This is a genomic window from Schauerella aestuarii, from assembly GCF_009866805.1.
GTDB classification, from domain to species: domain Bacteria; phylum Pseudomonadota; class Gammaproteobacteria; order Burkholderiales; family Burkholderiaceae_B; genus Schauerella; species Schauerella aestuarii.
This window is the reverse complement of the sequence record NZ_SIZW01000043.1, coordinates 211,405-232,444: the sequence shown is the minus strand read 5'-3', so window position 1 is coordinate 232,444 and position 21,040 is coordinate 211,405. Positions and strand designations below refer to the sequence as shown.

At 63.3% G+C, this 21,040-nt stretch carries 17 protein-coding genes; 2 read left to right on the top strand and 15 right to left on the bottom strand.

Going from position 1 to position 21,040, the window contains the following annotated elements:
• Genes EYW45_RS20515 through coxB form a run of 3 tightly spaced genes read right to left on the bottom strand, consistent with a single transcriptional unit; the run spans position 1 to position 3,907 of the window.
• Positions 1-399, bottom strand: coding sequence for a hypothetical protein (locus EYW45_RS20515; protein WP_161137324.1), 399 nt, complete (start codon positions 397-399; stop codon positions 1-3).
• Positions 396-2,927, bottom strand: a complete 2,532-nt coding sequence (gene ctaD / locus EYW45_RS20510) for a cytochrome c oxidase subunit I (protein ID WP_161137323.1) — start codon at positions 2,925-2,927, stop codon at positions 396-398. Before ctaD ends, EYW45_RS20515 begins: the two co-directional genes overlap by 4 nt.
• The gene (gene coxB, locus EYW45_RS20505) at positions 2,924-3,907 is read right to left on the bottom strand and encodes a cytochrome c oxidase subunit II (RefSeq protein WP_202444836.1); all 984 of its coding nucleotides are present in this window, start codon (positions 3,905-3,907) and stop codon (positions 2,924-2,926) included. Before coxB ends, ctaD begins: the two co-directional genes overlap by 4 nt.
• Between coxB and EYW45_RS20500 the strand changes: the two genes are divergently transcribed.
• Positions 3,893-4,372: a DUF2231 domain-containing protein gene (locus tag EYW45_RS20500; RefSeq protein ID WP_161137322.1), complete on the top strand. Its 480-nt coding sequence runs from the start codon at positions 3,893-3,895 to the stop codon at positions 4,370-4,372. The two genes, coxB and EYW45_RS20500, sit on opposite strands and share 15 nt — an antisense overlap.
• Here EYW45_RS20500 and EYW45_RS20495 read toward each other — a convergent pair.
• The 3 genes from EYW45_RS20495 to EYW45_RS20485 all read right to left on the bottom strand — a co-directional run bounded on the left by EYW45_RS20495 (position 4,369) and on the right by EYW45_RS20485 (position 6,217).
• A complete protein-coding gene (locus EYW45_RS20495; RefSeq protein ID WP_161137321.1) occupies positions 4,369-4,782 on the bottom strand; it encodes a CopD family protein in 414 nt (137 codons plus the stop codon). The genes EYW45_RS20500 and EYW45_RS20495 overlap by 4 nt on opposite strands.
• A gap of 173 nt (positions 4,783-4,955) precedes the next feature.
• Complete coding sequence (locus EYW45_RS20490) at positions 4,956-5,360, bottom strand: transcriptional repressor (RefSeq protein WP_161137320.1); 405 nt, start codon at positions 5,358-5,360, stop codon at positions 4,956-4,958.
• Positions 5,361-5,446: 86 nt separating this feature from the next.
• Positions 5,447-6,217: a MetQ/NlpA family ABC transporter substrate-binding protein gene (locus EYW45_RS20485; RefSeq protein WP_161137994.1), complete on the bottom strand. Its 771-nt coding sequence runs from the start codon at positions 6,215-6,217 to the stop codon at positions 5,447-5,449.
• A 149-nt stretch (positions 6,218-6,366) separates the two neighbouring features.
• Here EYW45_RS20485 and EYW45_RS20480 point away from each other — a divergent pair, with 149 nt between their 5' ends.
• A complete protein-coding gene (locus EYW45_RS20480; RefSeq protein ID WP_202444835.1) occupies positions 6,367-7,407 on the top strand; it encodes an alpha/beta fold hydrolase in 1,041 nt (346 codons plus the stop codon).
• Positions 7,408-7,638: 231 nt separating this feature from the next.
• Here the strand turns inward: EYW45_RS20480 and EYW45_RS20475 are convergent, their stop codons facing one another.
• The 9 genes from EYW45_RS20475 to EYW45_RS20435 all read right to left on the bottom strand — a co-directional run bounded on the left by EYW45_RS20475 (position 7,639) and on the right by EYW45_RS20435 (position 20,934).
• Positions 7,639-8,202: an SAM-dependent methyltransferase gene (locus EYW45_RS20475; protein ID WP_161137319.1), complete on the bottom strand. Its 564-nt coding sequence runs from the start codon at positions 8,200-8,202 to the stop codon at positions 7,639-7,641.
• Positions 8,203-8,233: 31 nt separating this feature from the next.
• Entirely contained in the window at positions 8,234-9,619 is a 1,386-nt protein-coding gene (locus EYW45_RS20470; protein ID WP_161137318.1) for an APC family permease, read from the bottom strand.
• 157 nt (positions 9,620-9,776) lie between these two features.
• Positions 9,777-10,583 (bottom strand): tetratricopeptide repeat protein, encoded by an 807-nt coding sequence (locus EYW45_RS20465; RefSeq protein ID WP_161137317.1) that lies wholly within the window; start codon positions 10,581-10,583, stop codon positions 9,777-9,779.
• Positions 10,528-12,759, bottom strand: a complete 2,232-nt coding sequence (locus tag EYW45_RS20460; RefSeq protein ID WP_161137992.1) for a TonB-dependent receptor — start codon at positions 12,757-12,759, stop codon at positions 10,528-10,530. The genes EYW45_RS20465 and EYW45_RS20460 overlap by 56 nt, the downstream gene beginning before the upstream one ends.
• A gap of 294 nt (positions 12,760-13,053) precedes the next feature.
• Positions 13,054-14,169, bottom strand: coding sequence for an alpha-hydroxy acid oxidase (locus EYW45_RS20455; protein ID WP_161137316.1), 1,116 nt, complete (start codon positions 14,167-14,169; stop codon positions 13,054-13,056).
• Positions 14,166-14,846 (bottom strand): Fe2+-dependent dioxygenase, encoded by a 681-nt coding sequence (locus tag EYW45_RS20450; protein WP_161137315.1) that lies wholly within the window; start codon positions 14,844-14,846, stop codon positions 14,166-14,168. The genes EYW45_RS20455 and EYW45_RS20450 overlap by 4 nt, the downstream gene beginning before the upstream one ends.
• A gap of 208 nt (positions 14,847-15,054) precedes the next feature.
• Complete coding sequence (locus EYW45_RS20445) at positions 15,055-16,539, bottom strand: efflux transporter outer membrane subunit (protein WP_161137314.1); 1,485 nt, start codon at positions 16,537-16,539, stop codon at positions 15,055-15,057.
• A complete protein-coding gene (locus EYW45_RS20440) occupies positions 16,532-19,705 on the bottom strand; it encodes an efflux RND transporter permease subunit (protein WP_161137313.1) in 3,174 nt (1,057 codons plus the stop codon). Before EYW45_RS20440 ends, EYW45_RS20445 begins: the two co-directional genes overlap by 8 nt.
• A complete protein-coding gene (locus EYW45_RS20435; protein WP_328703667.1) occupies positions 19,702-20,934 on the bottom strand; it encodes an efflux RND transporter periplasmic adaptor subunit in 1,233 nt (410 codons plus the stop codon). Before EYW45_RS20435 ends, EYW45_RS20440 begins: the two co-directional genes overlap by 4 nt.
• Between the last annotated feature and the right edge of the window lie 106 nt (positions 20,935-21,040).

Genomic DNA, 21,040 nt, shown 5'->3' with positions numbered 1-21,040 from the left:
TCAGCTGCAAGGCGGCAACAGCAAGATCGGCACGCCGATCGCGACGATCGCCGCGATCGCAATCCCATCCAGCGTAAGCGTGAGCCGTTCGAGAAAACCGGCCGCGCCGCCCTCATTTCGCGGCGGCGCATCGCGATCGCGCCAACTGCCGTAGAGCAAGGCCGCGGCACCGATCACATGCACGAGCCACAGTCCCGTAAGCCACAGCGTGACGCCATCGGTGCTCATCCATGGCGCGGGCGACAGCGCCGCTCGACAGCCTACCGATAAGCCGCCATACAAGAAAACGAATGCGCTCACCCAAAGCGCCAGGCCGGCAACCGGTCTCAGCCCGCCGCCGAATCGAAAGCGGCGACTATCGTTCCGGCGCGACGATGCGGTGTGGTGACGATCGGTCATCGTAGCGGCTCCACATGCGGCAAGCCCGCCACCACAGCCACCACGATCAATGCCGTAACGGCCACATAGCGCCACCAGATCAGCGCCAGCCGCAGATCGGTGCCGGTGAGCACCACGTGCTGCGTCGATCGTCCGCGCCGCCAGCTCACCGCGCTGAACACGAGGCCGACCGCAGCATGCAGGATGATGTAGCCGAGCAGCACGCTCGTCGTGGCCGCATACGCGTGCTCGCGCGCGGGCGGCGCACCGGCCAGAATGGCGGCCATGCAGCCTGCCAACACCAGCCCGCCAACGCCACACACCAGTACGCCTTGCTCGCGTGTGGCGATGCGGCCGCGGCGCTCGGCGCGCAGTGCGCGGCCCGCGCCGAACCACGCGAGAACCGCCGCCACCGCTGCGCCCGCAAACCATACGGGCGACACGTCGATGAATGTTGCGGGCGGCCAGTTCGGCGCGATCAACCAAAGGAAAACATACCCGAACAACAACGCGGCGAAGAGCGTGCCGTTTGCGGTGAGGGCCAGCCCCACGCCCCACACGCCTGGCGTGCCGGACACATGCGTGTGCGGCAGCAAGGTGTCGGATTGTTCGGGGGTGATGCGCGTACGGTCATCGGCGCCGGTGCGCCACGCCCACACGATGAAGAGCGCCAGCGCGACGACGGCGCCCACGATCGCGCCCGCATACACCTTGAAGAGCACGCACAGGAAAAATGCCGCCGTGGCCATGGCGGCCGCGAAGGGCATGAAACTCGGGCCGGGTAGCCGCACGACGTGCGTGGGCTCGCCGTCGACGATATCCACCGCCAACGTTTCCCGCACGCCTGGCGTCCAGTTGGCCAAGGCACCGCGGCCGCCCGCCAGATCGCCGCCCAATCCCGGCGTGCGCCACAGCGGATCGCGATCGTCGACCGCCGGCAGCGCGGCAAAGTTGTAGCTGGGCGCCGGATTCGGCATCGCCCATTCCAGGGTACTCGCGCCCCAAGGATTGCGGGATGACAGACGCCCGATGCGGGCATGCACGAATACATCGAGGATGAAGAGCGCCACGCCCATCGCCATCACGAAGCTGCCGATCGACGACACCATATTGATCGTGTCCCAGCCCAACCCCTCGGGGTATGCAAACACCCGCCGCGGCATGCCCAGCAGCCCGGTCAGATGCATGGGCAGGAACGCCACGTTGAAGCCGCCGAAGATCAACCAGAATGACCAGGTGCCCAGGCGTTCCGAGGGCATCCGGCCGGTCATGTGCGGCATCCAGTAGTACACCGCCGCAAACAGCGGAAACAGCAGCCCTCCCGTGAGCACATAGTGCATGTGGGCCACGACGAAATGCGTGTCGTGCACCTGCCAGTTGAAGGGCACCAGCGCCAGCATGACGCCGGTCAGGCCGCCGGCCACGAACACGAACAGGAACCCCGCCAGATACAGCATCGGCAAACGCCACACCGGCTTGCCCATCCACAGCGTGGCGATCCACGCGAAAAATTGGACACCGGTGGGAATCGCCACGAGCATGCTGGCGATCGAGAAAAACGATTGCGCCAGATGCGGGATGCCGACGGTAAACATGTGGTGCACCCACAGCCCGAAACTCGCCACGGCCAGCAACACGATGCTGGCCACGATCCAGCGATAGCCCACCATCGGATGGCGTGCGAAAGTGGGAATCATCGTGGAGACCATGCCCGCTGCGGGCAGGAAGATGATGTACACCTCGGGATGCCCGAACATCCAGAAGAGGTGCTGCCACAACAAAGGATCGCCGCCCCGCGCAACCTCAAAGAATGGCAAGCCGAAGGCGCGCTCGAGCTCGAGCAGAATGCTGCCGAGAATGAGGGGCGGGAAGCCGATCAGAATCATGCCGGCGGTGACCAGCACATACCAGGCGAAAAGCGGCATGCGATCGAGCCGCATGCCGGGTGCGCGCAAGGTGAGGATGGAGGTGATCAATTCGACGCCGGCACAGATGGCCGAGATCTCGGCGAATGTGATGCCAATCAGCCAGATATCGGCGTTGATGCCGGGGCTGTATTGCGCGCCCGACAGCGGCGTATACATGAACCACCCCGACGACGGCGCCAGACCCAGCGCCATGCCGCCCAGCAGGATCAGCCCGCCACAGAGATAACACCAATAGGCGTATGCGCCCAATCGCGGATAGGCCAGATCGCGGGCGCCCAGCATTTTAGGCAGCAGGTACATCGCGAATCCCTCGAGCATGGGAATCGCAAAGAGGAACATCATCAATGTTCCGTGCATGGTGAAGATCTGGTTGTAGGTTTCGCTATCGAGGAACCCGGCGCCGGAGGTTGCGAGCTGCGCGCGGATCAACATCGCGAGCACGCCCCCCACCAGGAAAAAGATCAACGCCGTCAGGATGAAGCGACGGCCGATGGTCGAGTGATTGACGGCTGCAACACTGCCCCAACCGGTCGGGTCGCGCCAGAGCGCTTCCAGTGCACGGTGACGCGCGATCGGTGAGGCGTTGCGTTGGGCGTCGGCGGTTGACAGGGGCGAACTCATTGCGAGGCTCCAGATTGTGCGGGGACCGCTTGCGGCGCGGAGGGCGAAACGGCCGCGCCCTCGGGGGCCTGTGTGCCTTCGGAGGGATGCTGCGCATTCGGCGTATCGGCAGGCTGTGCGCCGCGCTCCAGCGGGGGCAACGCCACGGCAGCGGCATTGCGCTCCTGCGCCGTGCGCGGCGTGGCCTCGGCGGCCACACGGCGCGGTGCCGTCTCAGCCGCCGCGCGCAATGCGGCCGGCAACGCATCGGGCGCATGGGCGATCACACGCACGCGCATGGCGGCATGTTCCAGGCCGCAGAATTCGGCGCAGGTCCCGGCGTACTCACCCGGCTCGTCGGCCTGCAACCACAACACGTTGGCGCGGCCCGGAATCGCATCGATCTTGCCGCCCAGGCGCGGCACCCAGAAGCTGTGAATCACGTCGGCACTCTCGATCGTGAAGCGCACCGGTTGGCCCGCCGGAATATGAATGTCGTTGGCATCGCGCGCCGGCGCTTGCGCCTCTCCCGGATAACTGACCTCCCACCACCACTGATGGCCGCGCACCTGCACGTCGAAAGGCGTGCCGCCCGCCGAGGGGTTACGCAACGCGTCGCCTGCGGGCAAGCCCCAGATCAGCAACGCCGTCATCGCCACGGTGGGCAGCACCACGCCACCGCCCACGATCAGCCGCCCTGCGCCCCGCGTGGACAATCGGCGCGATCGACTGCGCATCGCCCAAGCCGCACAGCCAACGACGAAGATCAGCACTGCCGTGCCCACGCCCAGCATCCACCACCAGACCCGCGCGACCGAGGCGCTTGCCGGCCCCGCCGGTTGCAGTGTGGAGAGCGCACCATCGCTGCAACCGGCGCATGCCAGCACCATCAGCAGCAGCAATGCCCTGTGGTACTGTGCGAACCAGTTGCCCAGCGAGGCGCGCCCCGCCTGGATCCGACCCTTCCCTTCTCGAGTATTGTCGTCATGAAGCCCTTTCATCGTCCTTTGCCAAAGGGTACCGACACGCACGTGGCCATCGCGCGCCACCCCCTGCATCCGATGTTGGTGACCTTTCCGATCGCGTTCTATCTTGGCGCGTTGGCGAGCGACGGCGCATTCTGGTTTTCGGGCGATCTGTTCTGGGCACGCGCGTCGATGTGGCTCCTGGGTTCGGCCACCATCATGGGCACCTTGGCCGGGTTGGCCGGCACCATCGAATTGCTGTGGGTGGCCGACATCCGTCATCGCGCGGCCAGTTGGACGCACTTCGTGGCGGCAGTCATGCTGTTGGCGGTCGGCGGCATCAATTGGCTCTTTCGGCTGCGCGACCCAGTCGAATCGATCCTGTACGAAGGCATCTACCTTTCCGGCCTGGGGGCTGCGCTGGTGGGGACGGCGGGCTGGCTGGGCGGAAAATTGGTGTTCGAGCATCAAGTCGGGGTCGAGGAATCGGATGAGAATTAAAACGGCTTGGCCATCACGAGCCAAAGCGTAAGCGGCACGAGCACGGTCGGCGCCAGCATCATGGCCAACGAGCGTGCAGGTTTGAAAGAATGAGGCCGTACATCGATGGCCGTCACCATCCGGCCGCATTGCAGGTGATAGAACACCATCAGGGCCACGACCGTGAGTTTGGTCACGAACCACAAGCCCCCGGCGCCCGCGACGACGGCAAGAAACGTACCGCTCACGATCGCAATAATGGCCGCCGGTGAAATCAGCACCACATACACCACACGCGCCATCACATGGGAACGATGCAACGCGCTCCGATCCGGTGCGCGCGCGATCTCCGCGAACACGGCCGGCAGATAGAACAACCCGCCGCACCAGATCACCAAAGCCGCAATATGTAATGCCTTGAGCCACACCACGATGCGTTTTCCAAAAACAAAAGACCAGTCCGATAGTACCGGACTGGTCTGGCATTCAAGCGTGGCGATCTATCGAGCGCCGGTCAACAAGGCGTATAGGCTTAATTCCGGGCCGGCAACGCCATGAGACCAGGGCAGGCGATCGCCCGAGAGGCGACAGCCAGTATCGCAAGTTACTTGGGATCGCCGTACAAGGTGATCGAATAATCCGACAGGTTGTAGCCCATATCCAGCGCGATCTTCTGCAGGCGTTTCTCGATCTGCGGATCGAAGAATTCCTTGACCTCGCCCGTTTGCGAGCACACCAGGTGACCGTGATGACGCTCGCCGTCATTGAGTTCGTACACCGCGCGGTTGCCGCCCAGCTGGCTGCGCTTGAGCAGATCGGCATGCTCGAACTGCGTGAGCACGCGGTAGACGGTGGCCAGGCCCATTTCGACGCCTTCGTTCATCAGCAACCGATAGACATCCTCGGCGCTCAAATGACGTTGGCCGCTATTGCGAAAGATATCGAGGATCTTCAGGCGGGGGAACGTGACCTTCAGGCCACTGCTCTTGAGTTCGATCGCGTCAGTCACGAGATACTCCGGAAAGTAGAGACAACGGTAGCGGCCACGATGACGCGTCTATCCGTTCCGACCCACTGAAACAATATAGCATCGCCCTACCAGGGAAAGGCGATGAGGTCGCCATACAGACGCCGCAGCGTGGCCTTGACCTCGGGCGACTGCTGATAGATCGCAATGAAGCGCTGCAAACGCGGATCGTTGGCACGCGCAGGCAGCGCCACCCAACGAATCGCATAACGTCGCACATTATCCGCGTCCTGGTTGTCGAATGCCAGACCATCTTTCTCGTCCAGCCCGCCGTGCTTGGCAAATGTGGTGTAGGTCACCGACGCCGTCACATCGTCGAACGAACGGGCGGCCTGGGACCCCTCGATCTGGATGAACTTCAGGCGCTTCGGGTTCTCGGTGATATCCGCAATGCTGGCTTGATGCGTGACGCCGGCCTTCAAGGTAATGAGCTTGATGGACTGCAGGAGCAGCAATGCTCGACCGGTGTTGACGGGGTCGGACGGAATGCCGATCGTGGCGCCGTCCGGCATGGGGTCGCCCCGCTTGAGCTTCTTGGAGAAGAGGCCGATCGTGGTCGAGTAGCCGTAGGCGATCGGCGTCAGGTTCGTTTTGCGGCTGGCGTTGAACTGCTCCAAGAACGGCGCATGTTGGAAGAAGTTGGCATCGACCGAACCTTCCGCCACGGCTGTGTTGGGCATGACCCAGTCGCTGAACTCGACCAATTGCACCTCCAACCCCTCGCGCCGGGCCTGCGCAATGGCTTGCTCGGTCGCTTCGTTGGCCACGCTTGGGATCACGGCGATACGCAGCGGCTTTTCGGCTGCCTGTGCGATCGTCATGCCATTCAGCGACATCATGGAAATCAGCGCCGCATTGAGCAGGGCACGGCGGGAAAGACGAAGGGGAGCGAACATAAAACGTCCATGGCGTGAGCGGTTTGCCGGATCATAGCCCGGCATGCGACGTGCGGCGCGCAGAACCCCTGCACCGTTTAAGGAATTAATCGATGACGCATTCTTTTCGTCTTGCCGGCTCGACCGCCGCACTGGTGATGGCGGGCCTCTTTGCCGCCGCCGCACCTGCTGCAGCACAGTCGGCACCTGCAGCAGGATCGGGCCCCACCTACGGCCCGGAACTGCAGGGCTTCGACTATGCCTATCCCGTTCGGGATTTCGTGTTTCGCTCGCAAGGCAAACCCATGAAGATGGCCTATATCGACGTGGCACCTGCGCAGCCCAATGGCCGCACCGTCGTCCTGTTGCACGGCAAGAACTTTTGCGCCGGCACCTGGGAACAAACGATCGCCGCGTTGAGCAGTGCGGGCTATCGCGTGGTGGCGCCGGATCAGATCGGCTTCTGCAAGTCGAGCAAGCCCGACGGCTACCAATACACCTTTCAGCAACTGGCCGACAACACCCACCGCTTGCTGGATCATCTGGGCGTAAAGAATGCCTCCATGTTGGGTCACTCCATGGGCGGCATGCTGGCGACCCGCTATGCGCTGCTGTATCCCGAGAGCACCGATCGCCTGTTAATGGTCAACCCGATCGGTCTGGAAGACTGGAAAGCGCTCGGCGTGCCGTATCAAACCATCGATCAGTGGTACGCCTCGGAACGCAAGACGTCGTTTGCCGGCATCAAGAAGTACCAGCAGGCCACGTACTACGCAGGGCACTGGGAACCCGCCTACGACAAGTGGGTGACGATGCAGGCCGGCATGTTCAACGGCGACGGTGGCGATCGTGTGGCCTGGCATTCCGCGTTGACCTACGACATGGTCTACACGCAACCCGTCGTGTATGAATTCGATCGCCTGCGGGTACCCACCACGCTGTTCATCGGCCTGAAGGACAACACCGCGGTCGGCAAGGGCACCGCGCCGCCGGATGTGCAGCCCACGTTGGGCCGCTACACCGAACTGGGCAAGCGCACGCGGGATCGCATTCCCAATGCGCGATTGGTCGAATTCGAGGATCTGGGCCACTCGCCGCAGATCCAGGCGCCGGATCGCTTCCATCGCGCACTGCTGGATGCGCTGGCGAGCTGATGCTGCAACACAGCTCGGGCGCGGCGTCTCTTACGCGCACCCGATGAAATCAGGGCTCCCAGCGATCGATCGTTGGGAGCCCTTTTCATCTGGGTTATCGCTCTTCATGCAGCGCGGTCATGTCTGCACCGCGCTTCTGTGCCAGCGCTATTTCGGTGCACCCTCCTTCGATGCCAGCGTTATTTCCACGCCGTGGTTATCGACGCGGCCCTCGTTGTCGCGGACCCAGCATTACTTCTGCGGCACGGTCCAGAAATACACCGATTTGCCTTCGACCGTCAGCGTTTGATCCGGCTTCCAATCGCCCATATCGAACGCATGCGAAACGATCCGCGTGCCGGGTTTGAGCGCCAGCAACTTCGGCCGCAACTTCAGATTGAGCGACGGCAGCAGATAAAGGCTGATCACCGTGGCCTTGGACAGATCCTGTTCGAACAGATCGCCTTCGACAAACTTGACCTTGTCGGTCACGCCCTGCTCTTTCGCGTTGGCGTTGGCCTCCTTGATGCGCTGGGGATCGAGGTCGAAGCCGATACCGGTCGTGCCGAATTTCTTGGCCGCCGTCACAGGGATGCGGCCATCGCCGGACCCCAGGTCATACAGCACATCGTCCTTACCCACCTTGGCCACGTCCAGCATCGCCTCGACCACGGCAGGCGGCGTCGGCACATAGATCACATCGGGGCTACGCGGCTGCGTGGTCTTGGTGACTTCCAATTGCGCATGGGCAGCCGTCTGAACGCCGAGCGTGGCGGTCAACACCGCCGCAGTCAGGAAGGCATAACGTTTCTTCATAGTCGACTCTCCGGTAGGTTCCTAGGACAAATCAGGATACGGGGCGACGGTCTACGTGTTGCTTGCGCACGTAGAGCAGGATGCCCCCGATGATCAACACGGCCACGCCGACGAAGGCGCCGCGGCCGGTGTAGACCACGCTCGAATACAAGAGGTACAGGCTGCTGCCGATAAAGATCAGCGGTGTAATCGGATAAAGCGGTACGCGGAACGGGCGCGGATGATCGGGCCAGCGGCGGCGCAGCACGAACAGCGCCACGCCGGACAGCACGAAAAACAACCAGAACACCGGCGCGGTGAACTCCACCATGGTCTTAAAGCCGCTATACGTAAAGGCGCCGAAAGCCACCAGCGCCAGCGAAATCGCCGATTGCGTGAGCAAGGCGCGCGTGGGCACGTCGTGGCGCGCGTTCCACTTTCCGAGGTAGCGGAACATCGGTTCGTCGCAGCCGAACGCATAGGTTGTGCGGGCACCCAGCAAGATGGTTGCGTTGGCCGACGTCAACGCGGAAATGGCGATCAGCAAGCTGATGATCTGCGCCCCGCGATCGCCCATGACCGCACGCAAGGTGTCGGCGGCCACGGCCGTCGAACCCGACACGCCGGCCAGTCCCAGCACCTTGAAGAAGGCCGCGTTCACGAGCAGGTAAGCGACCGTGATGATGGCCAGACTCCAGAACAACGCGCGCGGCAGATTGCGTTGCGGATTGACGATTTCCGCCGACGCGTACGCCGCTTCGTTCCAGCCGCCGTAGGTGAAGATCACGAAGACGAGGATCAGGCCCCACTGGGTCACCTGCGGCGATGTGGACGCGGCTGCCGCAGCGGGCGCGGCGCTGGGCGCCATCGTCAGTCCCACCACGATGATGAGCAGGACGCCGCCCACTTCGAGCGCGGTGAGAATATTCTGCGTGCGCGAGCCCGACTTCAATCCGATCACATTCAGGGCGGTCATCACCACGATCATGGCCACGGCATAGAGCGCCGATGAGTGCGCGCCGAGACTATAGATCTCGGTGGCATAGTCGCCGAACACATACCCCAGCACTGCGATGGATCCGGTGGGAATCACCGTCAATCGCGCCCAGGCAAACAGAAATCCGACTTTCTCGCCGAACGCCAGCCGCAGGAAGTGATAATCGCCGCCCGCATGCGGGTGCGAGGTCGTCAGTTCGGCGTAGCACAGTGCGCCTGCAAGCGCGATGAAGCCGCCCAGGGTCCACGCGATAAAAGCATCCTGCATCGACGCGGCGTTCCCCGCGATCAAGGCGGGGGAACTGAAAATGCCTGCCCCGATCACGATGCCGATAATGAGCGACATCACGTCCATGGTGGACAGCAGGCGTTTGGGCTGGGCGTCGGTCGCGACCGATGCAGCGGACGGCGACGCCGTGACGGCTGGGGAATCAGAGGGCATGGGAATCGACTCGGATGGCAGGCGGGCGGGAAAGTAACCCCTTACTGACAGCGAGCTTAAAGTAATAATTCCCTATGCTGCGGCGCAAAAATGTGACGAGGCGAAACAACCGGGATTAACGGGACGCGGACAGCAGGCGCGCCCTATCGCGTGTCCGCTATGCCTGCAAATGCGCGTGCGCGAGCGACTGGCCCAGCGAGCGCGCCGCCGGGTGTGGCGACGCGTCAAGATAGGCAAGGAGCTTGATCAAGAAAGACGCCGTCGCCGTTTGCGGCACGCGTTCCAGCCAAACGAGCGCGGCCGCAACATCGCCCGACGCCATCAAGCCGCGCGCGTAATTGAACTGACCGCGAAAGTCGCCGCCCTCGGCAGCTTCTGCATAGCAACGCATTGCCGCCTGAGCATCCTGCGCGACCACCCAGCCTTCCTCGTAAAAGCCGCCGATCAGATTGATGGATTTAAGGTGGCCGAGCGCCCGCGCGCGCTCGAGCAGCGCAAGCGCGGCGCGCTTATCTTCAGCCACCCCGCGCCCCAGCGCCAGGCTGGTCGCGTAGTTGTACATGCCCCAATCGAGCCCGGCTTCGGATGCCAGGCGAAACCAATAGGCGGCCACCTCCGCGTGCGGCATCACGCCCCAGCCATTTTCATAGCATCGGCCAACCATATTCATGCTCATCGCATGACCGGTTTGCGCGGCCCGCTTGAACCATGCCAGCCCGCTTGCCGCATCGCGCGGTATGCCATCGCCGTCGAGCAGCCATTGGCCGTACACCGCCTGCGCATCGACGACTCCAAGCTCGGCAGCCGCCGCGACCCAGGGGATGGCGTGTTCGCGCGGGCCGGCCAGGATGGCGGCGAACCCTGCCGCATCCAGCCGATTCAGGTCCCGCGCCGTAACCGCTCGCGGCTCAGTACTTGACGTTGACACTGACGATCGCCGCACGGCCCGGCGCCACGTTGGCATAGTGCGCCGGATAGGCCTTGTCGAAATAGCGCTTGTCGAACAGATTCAATACGTTCAACTGCAGGTTCAAATTGCGGCTGACCTCATAGCCCGCCATGGCATCGAAGCGCCAGTACGACGGAATGTAGGTGGTGTTGGTCGTATTGCCGTACTGCTTGTCGACGTAATACGCGCCACCGCCCACCGTGAACTGCGGCAGTACTTTGTAGGTGCTCCACAGGCTCAGGCTGTTGCGCGGGGTTTGCGGGAAGTCGTTGCCCTCGTCGGTGCCGGCCGGTCCGCCATCCTTGATCTCGCTTTTCATGAAGGTATAGCCGCCGAATACCTGCCACTTCGGCGTGATGGCACCGGATACGCCCAGCTCCAGTCCATTGACCTGGCGCTTACCGGCCATGGCATAGTTGCCCGAGGGCAAGGTGATGCGGGCGTTATCGGTTTCGGTGCGGAAAAGCGCCGCCGTCAGGCTCATGCGGCGATCGAGCACATCCCACTTCGTGCCCACTTCATAGGTCTTGTTCTTCTCGGGCGCCAGGTCGGCGGCATTGATGCCGACGCCCCCGCGGCCCGGTGTGATGCCTTGGGTTTCACTGCCTTCGCCAAGCGTGCCGTTGGTGGGCGTGGACGAGGTGCCGAAGCTTGCATAGAAGCTCGTGGTCTCAACCGGCTTGTACACCACACCAGCCTGATAGTTGACCAGGGTGTCGTCGCGGCGAATCACCTGGTAGTTGTTGGCCGGCGTGTTGGTGAACTTGGTGCGATAGTCATCCAGGCGCAAGCCGCCGTTGAGCAACCAATGCTCGCTCAACGTCATGGTGTCGAAGGCATACAGCGACACGGACGTGTTGCGCGACTTCGACGGCTGGCCGACGCGTTCGCCGCTCAATGTGTTGACCCAAGGATCCGACGGGCTCGGATTGTAGAGACTCGTGCAGAAGTATCGCGATAGCGCGCCGATCCCGGCGTTGCAGCTTGTGCCGGTGCCGCGATTGACGGCCAACGTGTCGCGCTGGCCGTTCTCGACCGACCACTCGGCGCCCGTCAGAAACGTGTGCTTGAACGCGCCGGTATTGAATTCGCCGTCGAGCTCGGTCTGGTTGGCGAAGCTCGACACATCGCTGCTGCGCGTATTGGCACGGCGCCACACGCGGCCGTTGAGCACATTGCCCTGGCTATCGTCAGGCTGCGTCCAGACGTAATTCTGATTCGAGTACGTGTAGCGTGACGTATTTCGCAGCGTGAGTTTGTCGGTGAAGTCGTGCTCCAGCGCAATCGTACCGATGTCGGTATTCGTGCGGCGGTAATCGCTCTTCAAACCATAGAAGTTGTCGCGATCGACATCGGCGGGACCCGTGCGCGTGATGCCCATGTAGCTGCCGGTACGCGTGACGCGCGTGCTCGGGTAGGCATACGGAATGCCGCCATCGGGAATATCGTTGGTCTTCAGATGGTAATAGCTGAACGTGGCGCGATTGGGCGTACCCAGGCCGAATGCAAGCGACGGCGCGATCCCCCAGCGTTCGTTGCTGACCACGTCGCGGCCTGCCACGTCGGCGTTGTGATACATCGCGTTCAAGCGAAACGCGGTCGAGTCGGACAGCGCGAAGTTGCTGTCCAGCGTGCCGCGATAGTAGCTATCCGTCCCGAACGCCAACGAGGCCGCGTTGAAATCCTCTGCCTTGGGCGTCTTGCTGATCAGGTTGATGCTGCCGCCGGCGCCACCGCGGCCACCATACGCGCCATCGGACCCCTTGATGACTTCGATCTGCTCGAGGTTGAACACTTCGCGCGAGGTGGCGCCAATGTCGCGCAGGCCGTCGATGAAGGTGCTGGACTGCGCATCCGAGCCGCGAATGAACGGCCGGTCGCCCAGCGGATTACCACCCTCGCCTGCGCCAAACGTAATGCCCGGCGAATTGCGCAGCGCTTCTGTCAACGTGGATGCAGCCTGATTCTGCAGCAGCTCTTGCGGGATGATCTGCACGGACTTCGGCGTGTCCAGGAGCGGCGCCGTGAATTTTTGCGATGCAGACGACTTGACGTCATACGTCGGCGCGCTATCGCCTTCCACTCGCACCGGGCTCAACTGCGGCACGGTAGCGGCATTCTGTGCCATCACATCGGCTGCGGTAAACATCAATGCGGGGGTGGCGAACGCGGTCATCAGCGCACCGGCCATCGGCGTGCGGGAGGACGGCGATGCGCTTTCGGTCAGGGACGAAGTCACGGCAAGCTGCTCCAAAAGAAGTGAGAATTGTTCTTATCGGGAGCAATTCTAGGAGCGAAAATGCGTTTGATTCTTATCTACTTACAGACATTGCTGCAAATACAACATATTCATGACGCATAAAATTCACAGCCTGACGATCAGCTTAAATATCAGTCACTTATGACGATCGTAGAGCCTATTTTTTGTAAGCTGGGGACGGATCAGTACGGCTGTGCAGGGTGGTTTTTACGGAGATTGATCCCGTCATGGCGCTTGCGCCAACACATGCGGCCCCACATCGGCCAAGGTCGCGCAGCCCGTCAACGCCATGGCGGTCTCCAGCTCGGCACGCAGGATATGCATCACGTGCGCCACGCCCAAGGCACCTGCCACCGCCAAGGCATACACCGCCGGACGTCCGACCAGCACGGCATCGGCGCCCAACGCCAACATCTTCAACACATCGGTGCCGCGCTGAACGCCGCCATCGACCAGAATTTTCACTTGCCCTGCCGCCACCTTCGCCACTGCGGGCAGTTGCGACGCGCTGCCGGGCTGACCATCCAGCGTGCGCCCGCCGTGATTCGACACCACGATACCGTCCACCCCCGCCTCGATCGCGCGCCGCGCATCGTCGGCGGCCGTCACGCCCTTGACCAGCAAGGGCAGATCCGTTTGCTGCCGCAGCCACGCCAGATCGCGCCACGTCGGCGCCGCCGTCAACAAGCCGGAACCGAACAATGGGCTGGCGCCCAGCGGCGCGGTAAAGGAGGCATGGGTTTGCATACCCACCAGATTGACCGCGCTGACGTCGGCCGGCAGGACGAAGCCCGCCCGATGCTCACGCGCCCGGATGCCATTCACCGGTGCATCGACCGTGACGACGATCGCGGCACAACCGGCTTGCCTGGCACGCGCGAGCAATTGGCGAGTGTGGTCGCGATCCGGCTGCATATACAGTTGAAACCACGACGGCACTTGCGTGGCCGCCGCCACATCCTCCAGAAGCATGCTGGCTTGCGTGCTGATCACCATGCCCGCCCCCACGGCAGATGCGCCTGTGGCCATCGCCACCTCGCCCTCGGGATGCGCCAGACGTTGATACGCCACGGGTGCAATCAAAATGGGATGCGCGTAAGGCACGCCGAACAGCGTGCATTTGGTGCTTGCACCCTCCAGCCTCGACAGCACGCGATTCTGCAGCCGCAGCGCATCGAGCGCCTCCCGATTGTGGCGCAGCGTCGACTCGTCGCCCGCGCCGCCTGAAAAGTAGGCCCAGGCCTGCTCGGTCAGGTGGGCCGGCGCGGCGGCGGCATAATCCGCCGCCGACACCAGGGAACGCGGAATATGGGAGAGCGGAGCGTCGGGCGTGCTGTTCATGTTTGCGACCATTCGCGCAGCAGGTTGTGATAAACGCCGGTGAGGCCGACGAGCGCGGGATGGCCCGCATCCGTGGCGGTAAGCGACTGCACCGCTTGATCGAGGTCCCACAACATCCGCCGCCGGCCGTCAGCCGCGACCAGGCTCTGGATCCAGAACACCGCCGCCAATCTCGCACCGCGTGTGACGGGCCGTACCCGATGCACGCTCGTGCCGGGATAAATCACCAGATGCCCTGCAGGCAGCTTGATCGACTGCGAGCCGTAGGTATCCACGATGTCGAGCTCGCCGCCATCGTAGCTGGCGGGATCGGCCAGAAACAGCGTGGCCGAGATATCGGTGCGCACCCGATGCGTGGTGCCGGGCAGTGCACGAATCGCGTTGTCCACATGCTCGCCGTACGTGCCCCCCCCGGCATAACGATTGAACATCGGCGGCAGTACTTTCAAGGGCAACGTGGCCGCGAGAAAGCCCGGATGCGCGCCCAGGCGGTCCAATACCAGATTGCCCCACCGCTGCGCCGTTGCATCGTCGGCGGGCAATTGTTCATTACGCTTGGCGGCCACCGCGCCCGCCCCCGCCGTGCTGCGGCCATCCGTCCACACGGCCGCCGATAAGTCGGCCGCGCAAGCCCGCAATTCATCGGGCGTCAACACATCGGGGAACGTCAGCAGCATCGTTTCGCTTCCAAAAAAAGACCGGACAAAAAAAACCGGACCTTCAAGCCACTGAGGCCCAAGGTCCGGCAACGATACAAGAAATTGCAGGCGGCGATCGAACCCGCGCGGCAGGCGTCAATCAATCCGTCGATCCAACCATCCCTTCATCGTCTGACGATCAATGCCTCGGTCGACTGCGATCAGTCGGCCGATCTGCATCGACCGGTCAATCGATAGACACCTTCGGCGCATTGGCCGCCGTCACCGCATCGGCCGAGGCCATTGCCGGCAACTGCTGCGGCCAACCGCCAGCCAGCGATTTGTACAGGGCAATCAGCGACGTGGCTTCGCGCGCACGGCTTTGAACCAACAGATCCTCCGCGTCCAGACGGGTGCGCTCAGCGGACAACACGTCGAGCACGCCGATCGCGCCAGCGTCGAACTGCACCCGCGCGACGTTCACGGCGCGCTCGCTCGACTGCGCGGCGCGCGTCAGCGCCTCACGCTCGTCATGCGACCGTGCCAGGCGCACCAACGCATTCTCGGTTTCTTCCATCGCCCGAAGGACGGTTTGCTCATAGCTGGCCATCGCCCCTGCCGCTTGCGCATTGGCGCCGGCAATCCGGGCACGCACCCGGCCGACGTCCAGAAACGAGCCGTCGATACCCAGCGTAAGCGCGCGAATTTCGCTGTCTCGGCCAAAGAGCGCCCCGACCGACAAGGCTTGCGAACCGATCAACCCGCCCAGCGTGAAGCGGGGGAACAGATCCGCCGTGGCCACGCCGATGCGCGCCGTCGCACCGTGCAACCGCTGTTCGGCAGCCGCGATGTCGGGACGCCGGCGCAGCAGATCGCCGGGCACGCCGGCATTCACGGATGCCGGCAACGCGATCTGCGGTGCCGACTGCGCCAATTGCACGGCCAGCGACTCAGGCGTTTGACCGGTCAGCACCGCGATGCGATGCGCCAGCACGGCGGCCTGCGCTTCGAGCGGCGGAATACGCGCTTCGGTGAGCGCCAATTGCGCTTGTGTACGGTCGCTATCGAACGCCGTGCCGCGGCCGTTCTGCAGCAAGGCGTCGATCAGGCGCAGCGTATCGCGTTGATTGGACGCGTTGTTGCGCGCCACCAGCAGTTGCGCTTGCACGCCGCGCATCTGAAAGTAGGCGTCGGCAAGTTCGGCCACGATGCCGACCTGCACGGCTGCCAGATCGCTGGCCGACGCTTCCGTCTCCGCGCGCTGCGACTCGATACTGCGGCGCACCCGGCCGAAGAAATCGAGTTCCCAGATGGCCGAGAGACGGGTGTCGAATAATTCGCCGTCACGCTGCGAACGCGGCACGCCCGGCAATTGGGAGGCGCTCGAACGCCCCGTTTGCGCATCGGCCGTCGCGCTCAATGTGGGATAGCGATCGAACTTCGATGCGCCCAGCAACGCATTGGCTTCGTCGAAGCGCGACAGGGCAATGCGGATATCGTGATTGGCCGCCAATGCCGCGTCGACCAGCTGCGTGAGTTGAGGATCGCCGAGATCGCGCCAGAACGCGAGGTCGGGCGCGGGTGGCGGCTCGTTTTGCTCAGCCGCCGATTGCCGCACGTAGGCATCGGAGTGCGGCGCCTTCGGGGCCGTGAAATCGGGGCCCACCGCGCATGCCGCCAAGAGCGACATGAGCGTCAGCGCGCCGAATGAACGGAAGACACGATCAAACATGCGAATTCTCCTGCGTGGCGAGCTGGGCCGCGGCACGGCGTTCGCCGCGGGTAGCCAGGCGTCGCAACGCGACATAAAAGACCGGGGTCAAGACCAGGCCGAACAGCGTCACGCCCAGCATGCCGGCGAACACGGTCACGCCCATGGCGCGGCGCACTTCGAAGCCGGCGCCATGACCCACCATCAGCGGCACCACGCCGGCGATGAAGGCGATGGAGGTCATGATGATCGGACGCAGACGCAGGCGGCACGCTTGCAGTGCGGCGTCGATCGTGCTCATGCCTTTCTCTTCGAGTTCGCGGGCGAACTCCACGATCAGAATGGCGTTCTTGCAAGCCAGGCCGATCAGTACCACCAACCCGATCTGCACGAAGATGTTGTTGTCGCCTCCCGACAACCACACGCCCACCATGGCCGACAACAAGCACATCGGCACGATCAGGATCACAGCGAGCGGCAACGTCCAGCTTTCGTACAAGGCTGCGAGCACCAGGAATACCAGCAGCACCGCCAAGGGGAACACGATCATCGCCGCGTTGCCTTGCGTGACCTGCTGATAGCTCAGGTCGGTCCATTCCAGATGCATGCCGGACGGCAGCACCTTGTCGGCCACGGCCTGCACCGTCTGCAGCGCTTCGGACGACGACACCATGCGCGGATCGGCCTCGCCGATCAGATCGGCGGACGGATAACCGTTATACCGAATGACGGGATCGGGACCGTAGCTCTCGCGGATGTTGACCACGCTGCCGATCGGCACCATGTCGCCGCGATCGTTGCGGGTGCGCAGATTCGTGATGTCTTCGATCGACTGACGATACGGCGCATCGGCTTGCGCCATCACCCGGAACGTGCGGCCGAATCGCGTGAAGTCATTCACATAGGTCGAGCCCAGATACACCTGCAGCGATTCAAACAGATCCGTCACGGCCACGCCTTGCGCCTTGGCCTTCGTACGGTCGACCTCGGCATCCAGCTGCGGCACGTTGGCCTGGTACGAGCTGATCGGGAACTGAAAGCCCGGTTGTTGCACCAGTGTGCCCGCCATGCCCTGCATCGCGTTGTTCAGGGCGGCATAACCTGCCGCGCCGCGATCCTGGATGTACAGCGAATAGCCGGATCCCGTGCCCAGGCCCATGATGGCCGGCGGCATGATGGCGAATGCCAGACCTTCCTGAATGCTCGAGAACTTCACGTTCAGTTCATTGGCGATTTCCTGCGCCGTGCGGGTACGTTCCGAGAACGGTTTGAGCGTAAAAAACACCACGCCGCTATTGGACGTATTGGTTTGCTGCAGCACGTTGAAGCCCGGGAAGCTCACGGCCTTGGCCACGCCTTCCGTCTTCAGCGCGATCTCGCTGATGCGCTTGAGCGTCTCGTCCGTGCGTTCGATCGATGCCCCATCCGGCATCTTCACAGCACCGATCACATACAGCTTGTCTTGCGTGGGAATGAAGCCACCCGGCACCACCTTGAACATCACACCGGTTGCCACGAGCAACACGATGTACACGGCAAACACCGCGCCGCGCTTGCCCAGCGTGCGAGCCACGCCGCCACGATAGGCATCCGAGCCGCGCTGGAACCAGCGGTTGAACGGCCGGAAGAGCCAGCCCATCGAGCGGTTGATGCCGCGGGTGAGGAAGTCGGGCTTGGCATCGTGCGACTTGAGAAGCAACGCGGCGAGCGCCGGCGACAGCGTCAACGAGTTGATGGCCGAGATCACGGTCGAGATCGCGATGGTGACGGCAAACTGCTTGTAGAACTGCCCGGTCACGCCGGACAGGAACGCCATCGGCACAAACACCGCGCACAGCACCAGCGCAATGGCCACGATCGGCCCACTTACTTCCCGCATCGCCTGATGGGCGGCCGCCAGCGGCGCGAGCCCCTCTTCGATGTTGCGCTCGACGTTCTCCACCACCACGATGGCATCGTCCACCACAATCCCGATCGCCAGCACCAAGCCGAACAACGTCAACGTGTTGATCGAGAAGCCCAGCGCCAGCAATACCGCGAACGTGCCCACCACCGACACCGGCACCGCGATCAACGGAATGATCGACGCGCGCCAGGTTTGCAGGAACAGAATCACCACCAGCACGACCAGCAGCACGGCTTCGCCCAGCGTGGTGATGACGGACTTGATCGAGTCGCGCACAAAGATGGTGGGGTCGTACACCACGTCCCAGGTGATGCCCTCGGGGAAACGTTGCGCGAGTTCGCCCATCTTGGCGCGCACTTGATCGGACACATCGATGGCATTGGCACCCGGCGATTCGAAAATCGGAATCGCCACTGCCTGCTCGTTGTCCAGGTAGGCCCGCAGCGCATAATCGGCCGCACCCAACTCGATACGCGCCACATCGCCCAATCGCGTGACCTGACCTTGCGATCCGGTTTTCACCACGATATTGGCGAATTCGTCTTCCGTGACCAGACGGCCTTGGGCATTGATCGGCAGCAGGAAATCGCTGCGATTGGGATTGGGTGGCGCCCCTAATTGACCGGCCGACACCTGCACGTTCTGTTCACGCACGGCGGCAATGACTTCACCGGCCGTCATGCCCAGATTGGCAATCTTGTTGGGATCGAGCCACAGGCGCATCGAGTAGTCGCCCGACCCGAACAGGCGGGCATCGCCCACGCCGCGCAAACGCGCCAGCTCGTCGCGCACATGGAGCACCGCATAGTTGCGCAGATACAGCGCGTCATAACGCCCATCGGGCGCACGCAAGTGCACCACCATCGTGATGTTGGGCGACTGCTTGGCCGTGACCACACCCTGGCGGCGCACCGCTTCGGGCAGACGCGCTTCGGCTTGCGCGACGCGGTTCTGCACCTTCACCTGGGCATCGTCGGGATCGGTGCCCGGACGGAACGTCACCGTCAGCGCGAGCACGCCATCGGCGCCGGCCACGGACTTCATATAAAGCATGTCCTCGACGCCGGTGATCGCTTCTTCCAGCGGGGCGGCCACGGTGTCGGCGATTTCACGCGGGTTGGCGCCGGGGAACGTGGCGCGCACCTGCACGCTGGGCGGCACCACATCGGGGTACTCGCTGATCGGCAGCAACGGGATGGCGATCAGGCCGACCACGAAAATGATGATCGACAACACTGCCGCGAAAATCGGCCGGTCGACAAAGAATCGGGCGAAGTTCATGGCGTGACCGCTCCTGCAGCTTGAGCGACCGAGCGGCCACCCTCGGCGTTACGCGCCGGCACTTCCGTGGCGGCCACGGGCATGCCGGGCATCATCACTTTCTGCGTGCCATTGACGATCACACGGTCACCGGGCGTGAGGCCTGCGCGCACCACGCGCTGACCATCCTCCACGCGGCCGAGCTGCACATCCTTGCGCTGCGCCGTGCCCTTGGCATCCACCACAAACACGAACTTGCGGTCCTGATCCGTCATCACAGCCTTGTCGTCGATCACGATCGCACGCTCCTTGCGCTCGCCTTGCAGTCGAACGCGGGCATACAGGCCGGGCGTCAAGGCCCGATCGGCATTGTCCAGCGTGGCGCGCACGCGGATGGTGCCGGTTGCACGATCGACACTGTTGTCGACGAAATCGGCGATGCCGTTATGCGGGTAGCCGTCTTCGCCCAAGAGTCCGACGCGCACCGGCACGCCCTCCTGCTGCTCACTCGGGCGGCCGCCCTCGCGGGCCAGGGCCGAGTAACGCAGATAGCTGCGTTCATCGGCATCGAAGTGCACGTGTACTTTATCCAGCGAGACGAGCGTGGTGAGCACGCTGTCGCCATCGGCATTCACCAGGTTGCCTTCGGTGATGAGGGCACGTCCCGCGCGGCCCGAAATCGGCGCGCGTACCTGCGTGAACGACATATTCAGTTCGGCAGTGTCGACGGCAGCTTGCGCGGCCAGCACATCGGCACGCGATTGCGCGGCAGCGGCGCGGCGTTGATCGAGTTCTTCGGTCGACGCGGCCTGGATGGCAGCCAGCTTTTGCGAACGCGCCGCTTCAGTGGTGCGCAATTGCGCGGTGGTGCGGGCGCGGGCCAGATCGGCCTGCGCACCGGCCAACGCGGCCTGATAACGGCGGGCATCTATCACGAAAAGCACATCGCCGCGTTTGACCTCCTGGCCTTCGCGGAAATTCACCTTCTCGATATAGCCGCTGACGCGTGGACGCAACGCAACGCGGTCCACCGCTTCCACACGTCCATTGAAATCGTCCCATTGTGTAACGGGCGCTTCGGTGACGACCGCCACGCTGACTTGGGGCGGCGGCGGTGCGGCGGCAGCCGCTTCGCCCTTGGAGCAGCCCGAAATGGTGAGGGTGAGTGCAGTCGCCAGGGCGGCAAGCCCGAGGCTGATACGCGTGCGGCGGCTCGATAGCGCCGTCCGATGGAAGTCGTCGTAGTTCATTGTGTCTGGCCGATTGATTTTCATAACGAACGCTATGAATATGGACTAGACTGTAGACAGCTTGCATCGGTGCGTCAAGGAATTTAATATCAACCATTATGAAAAC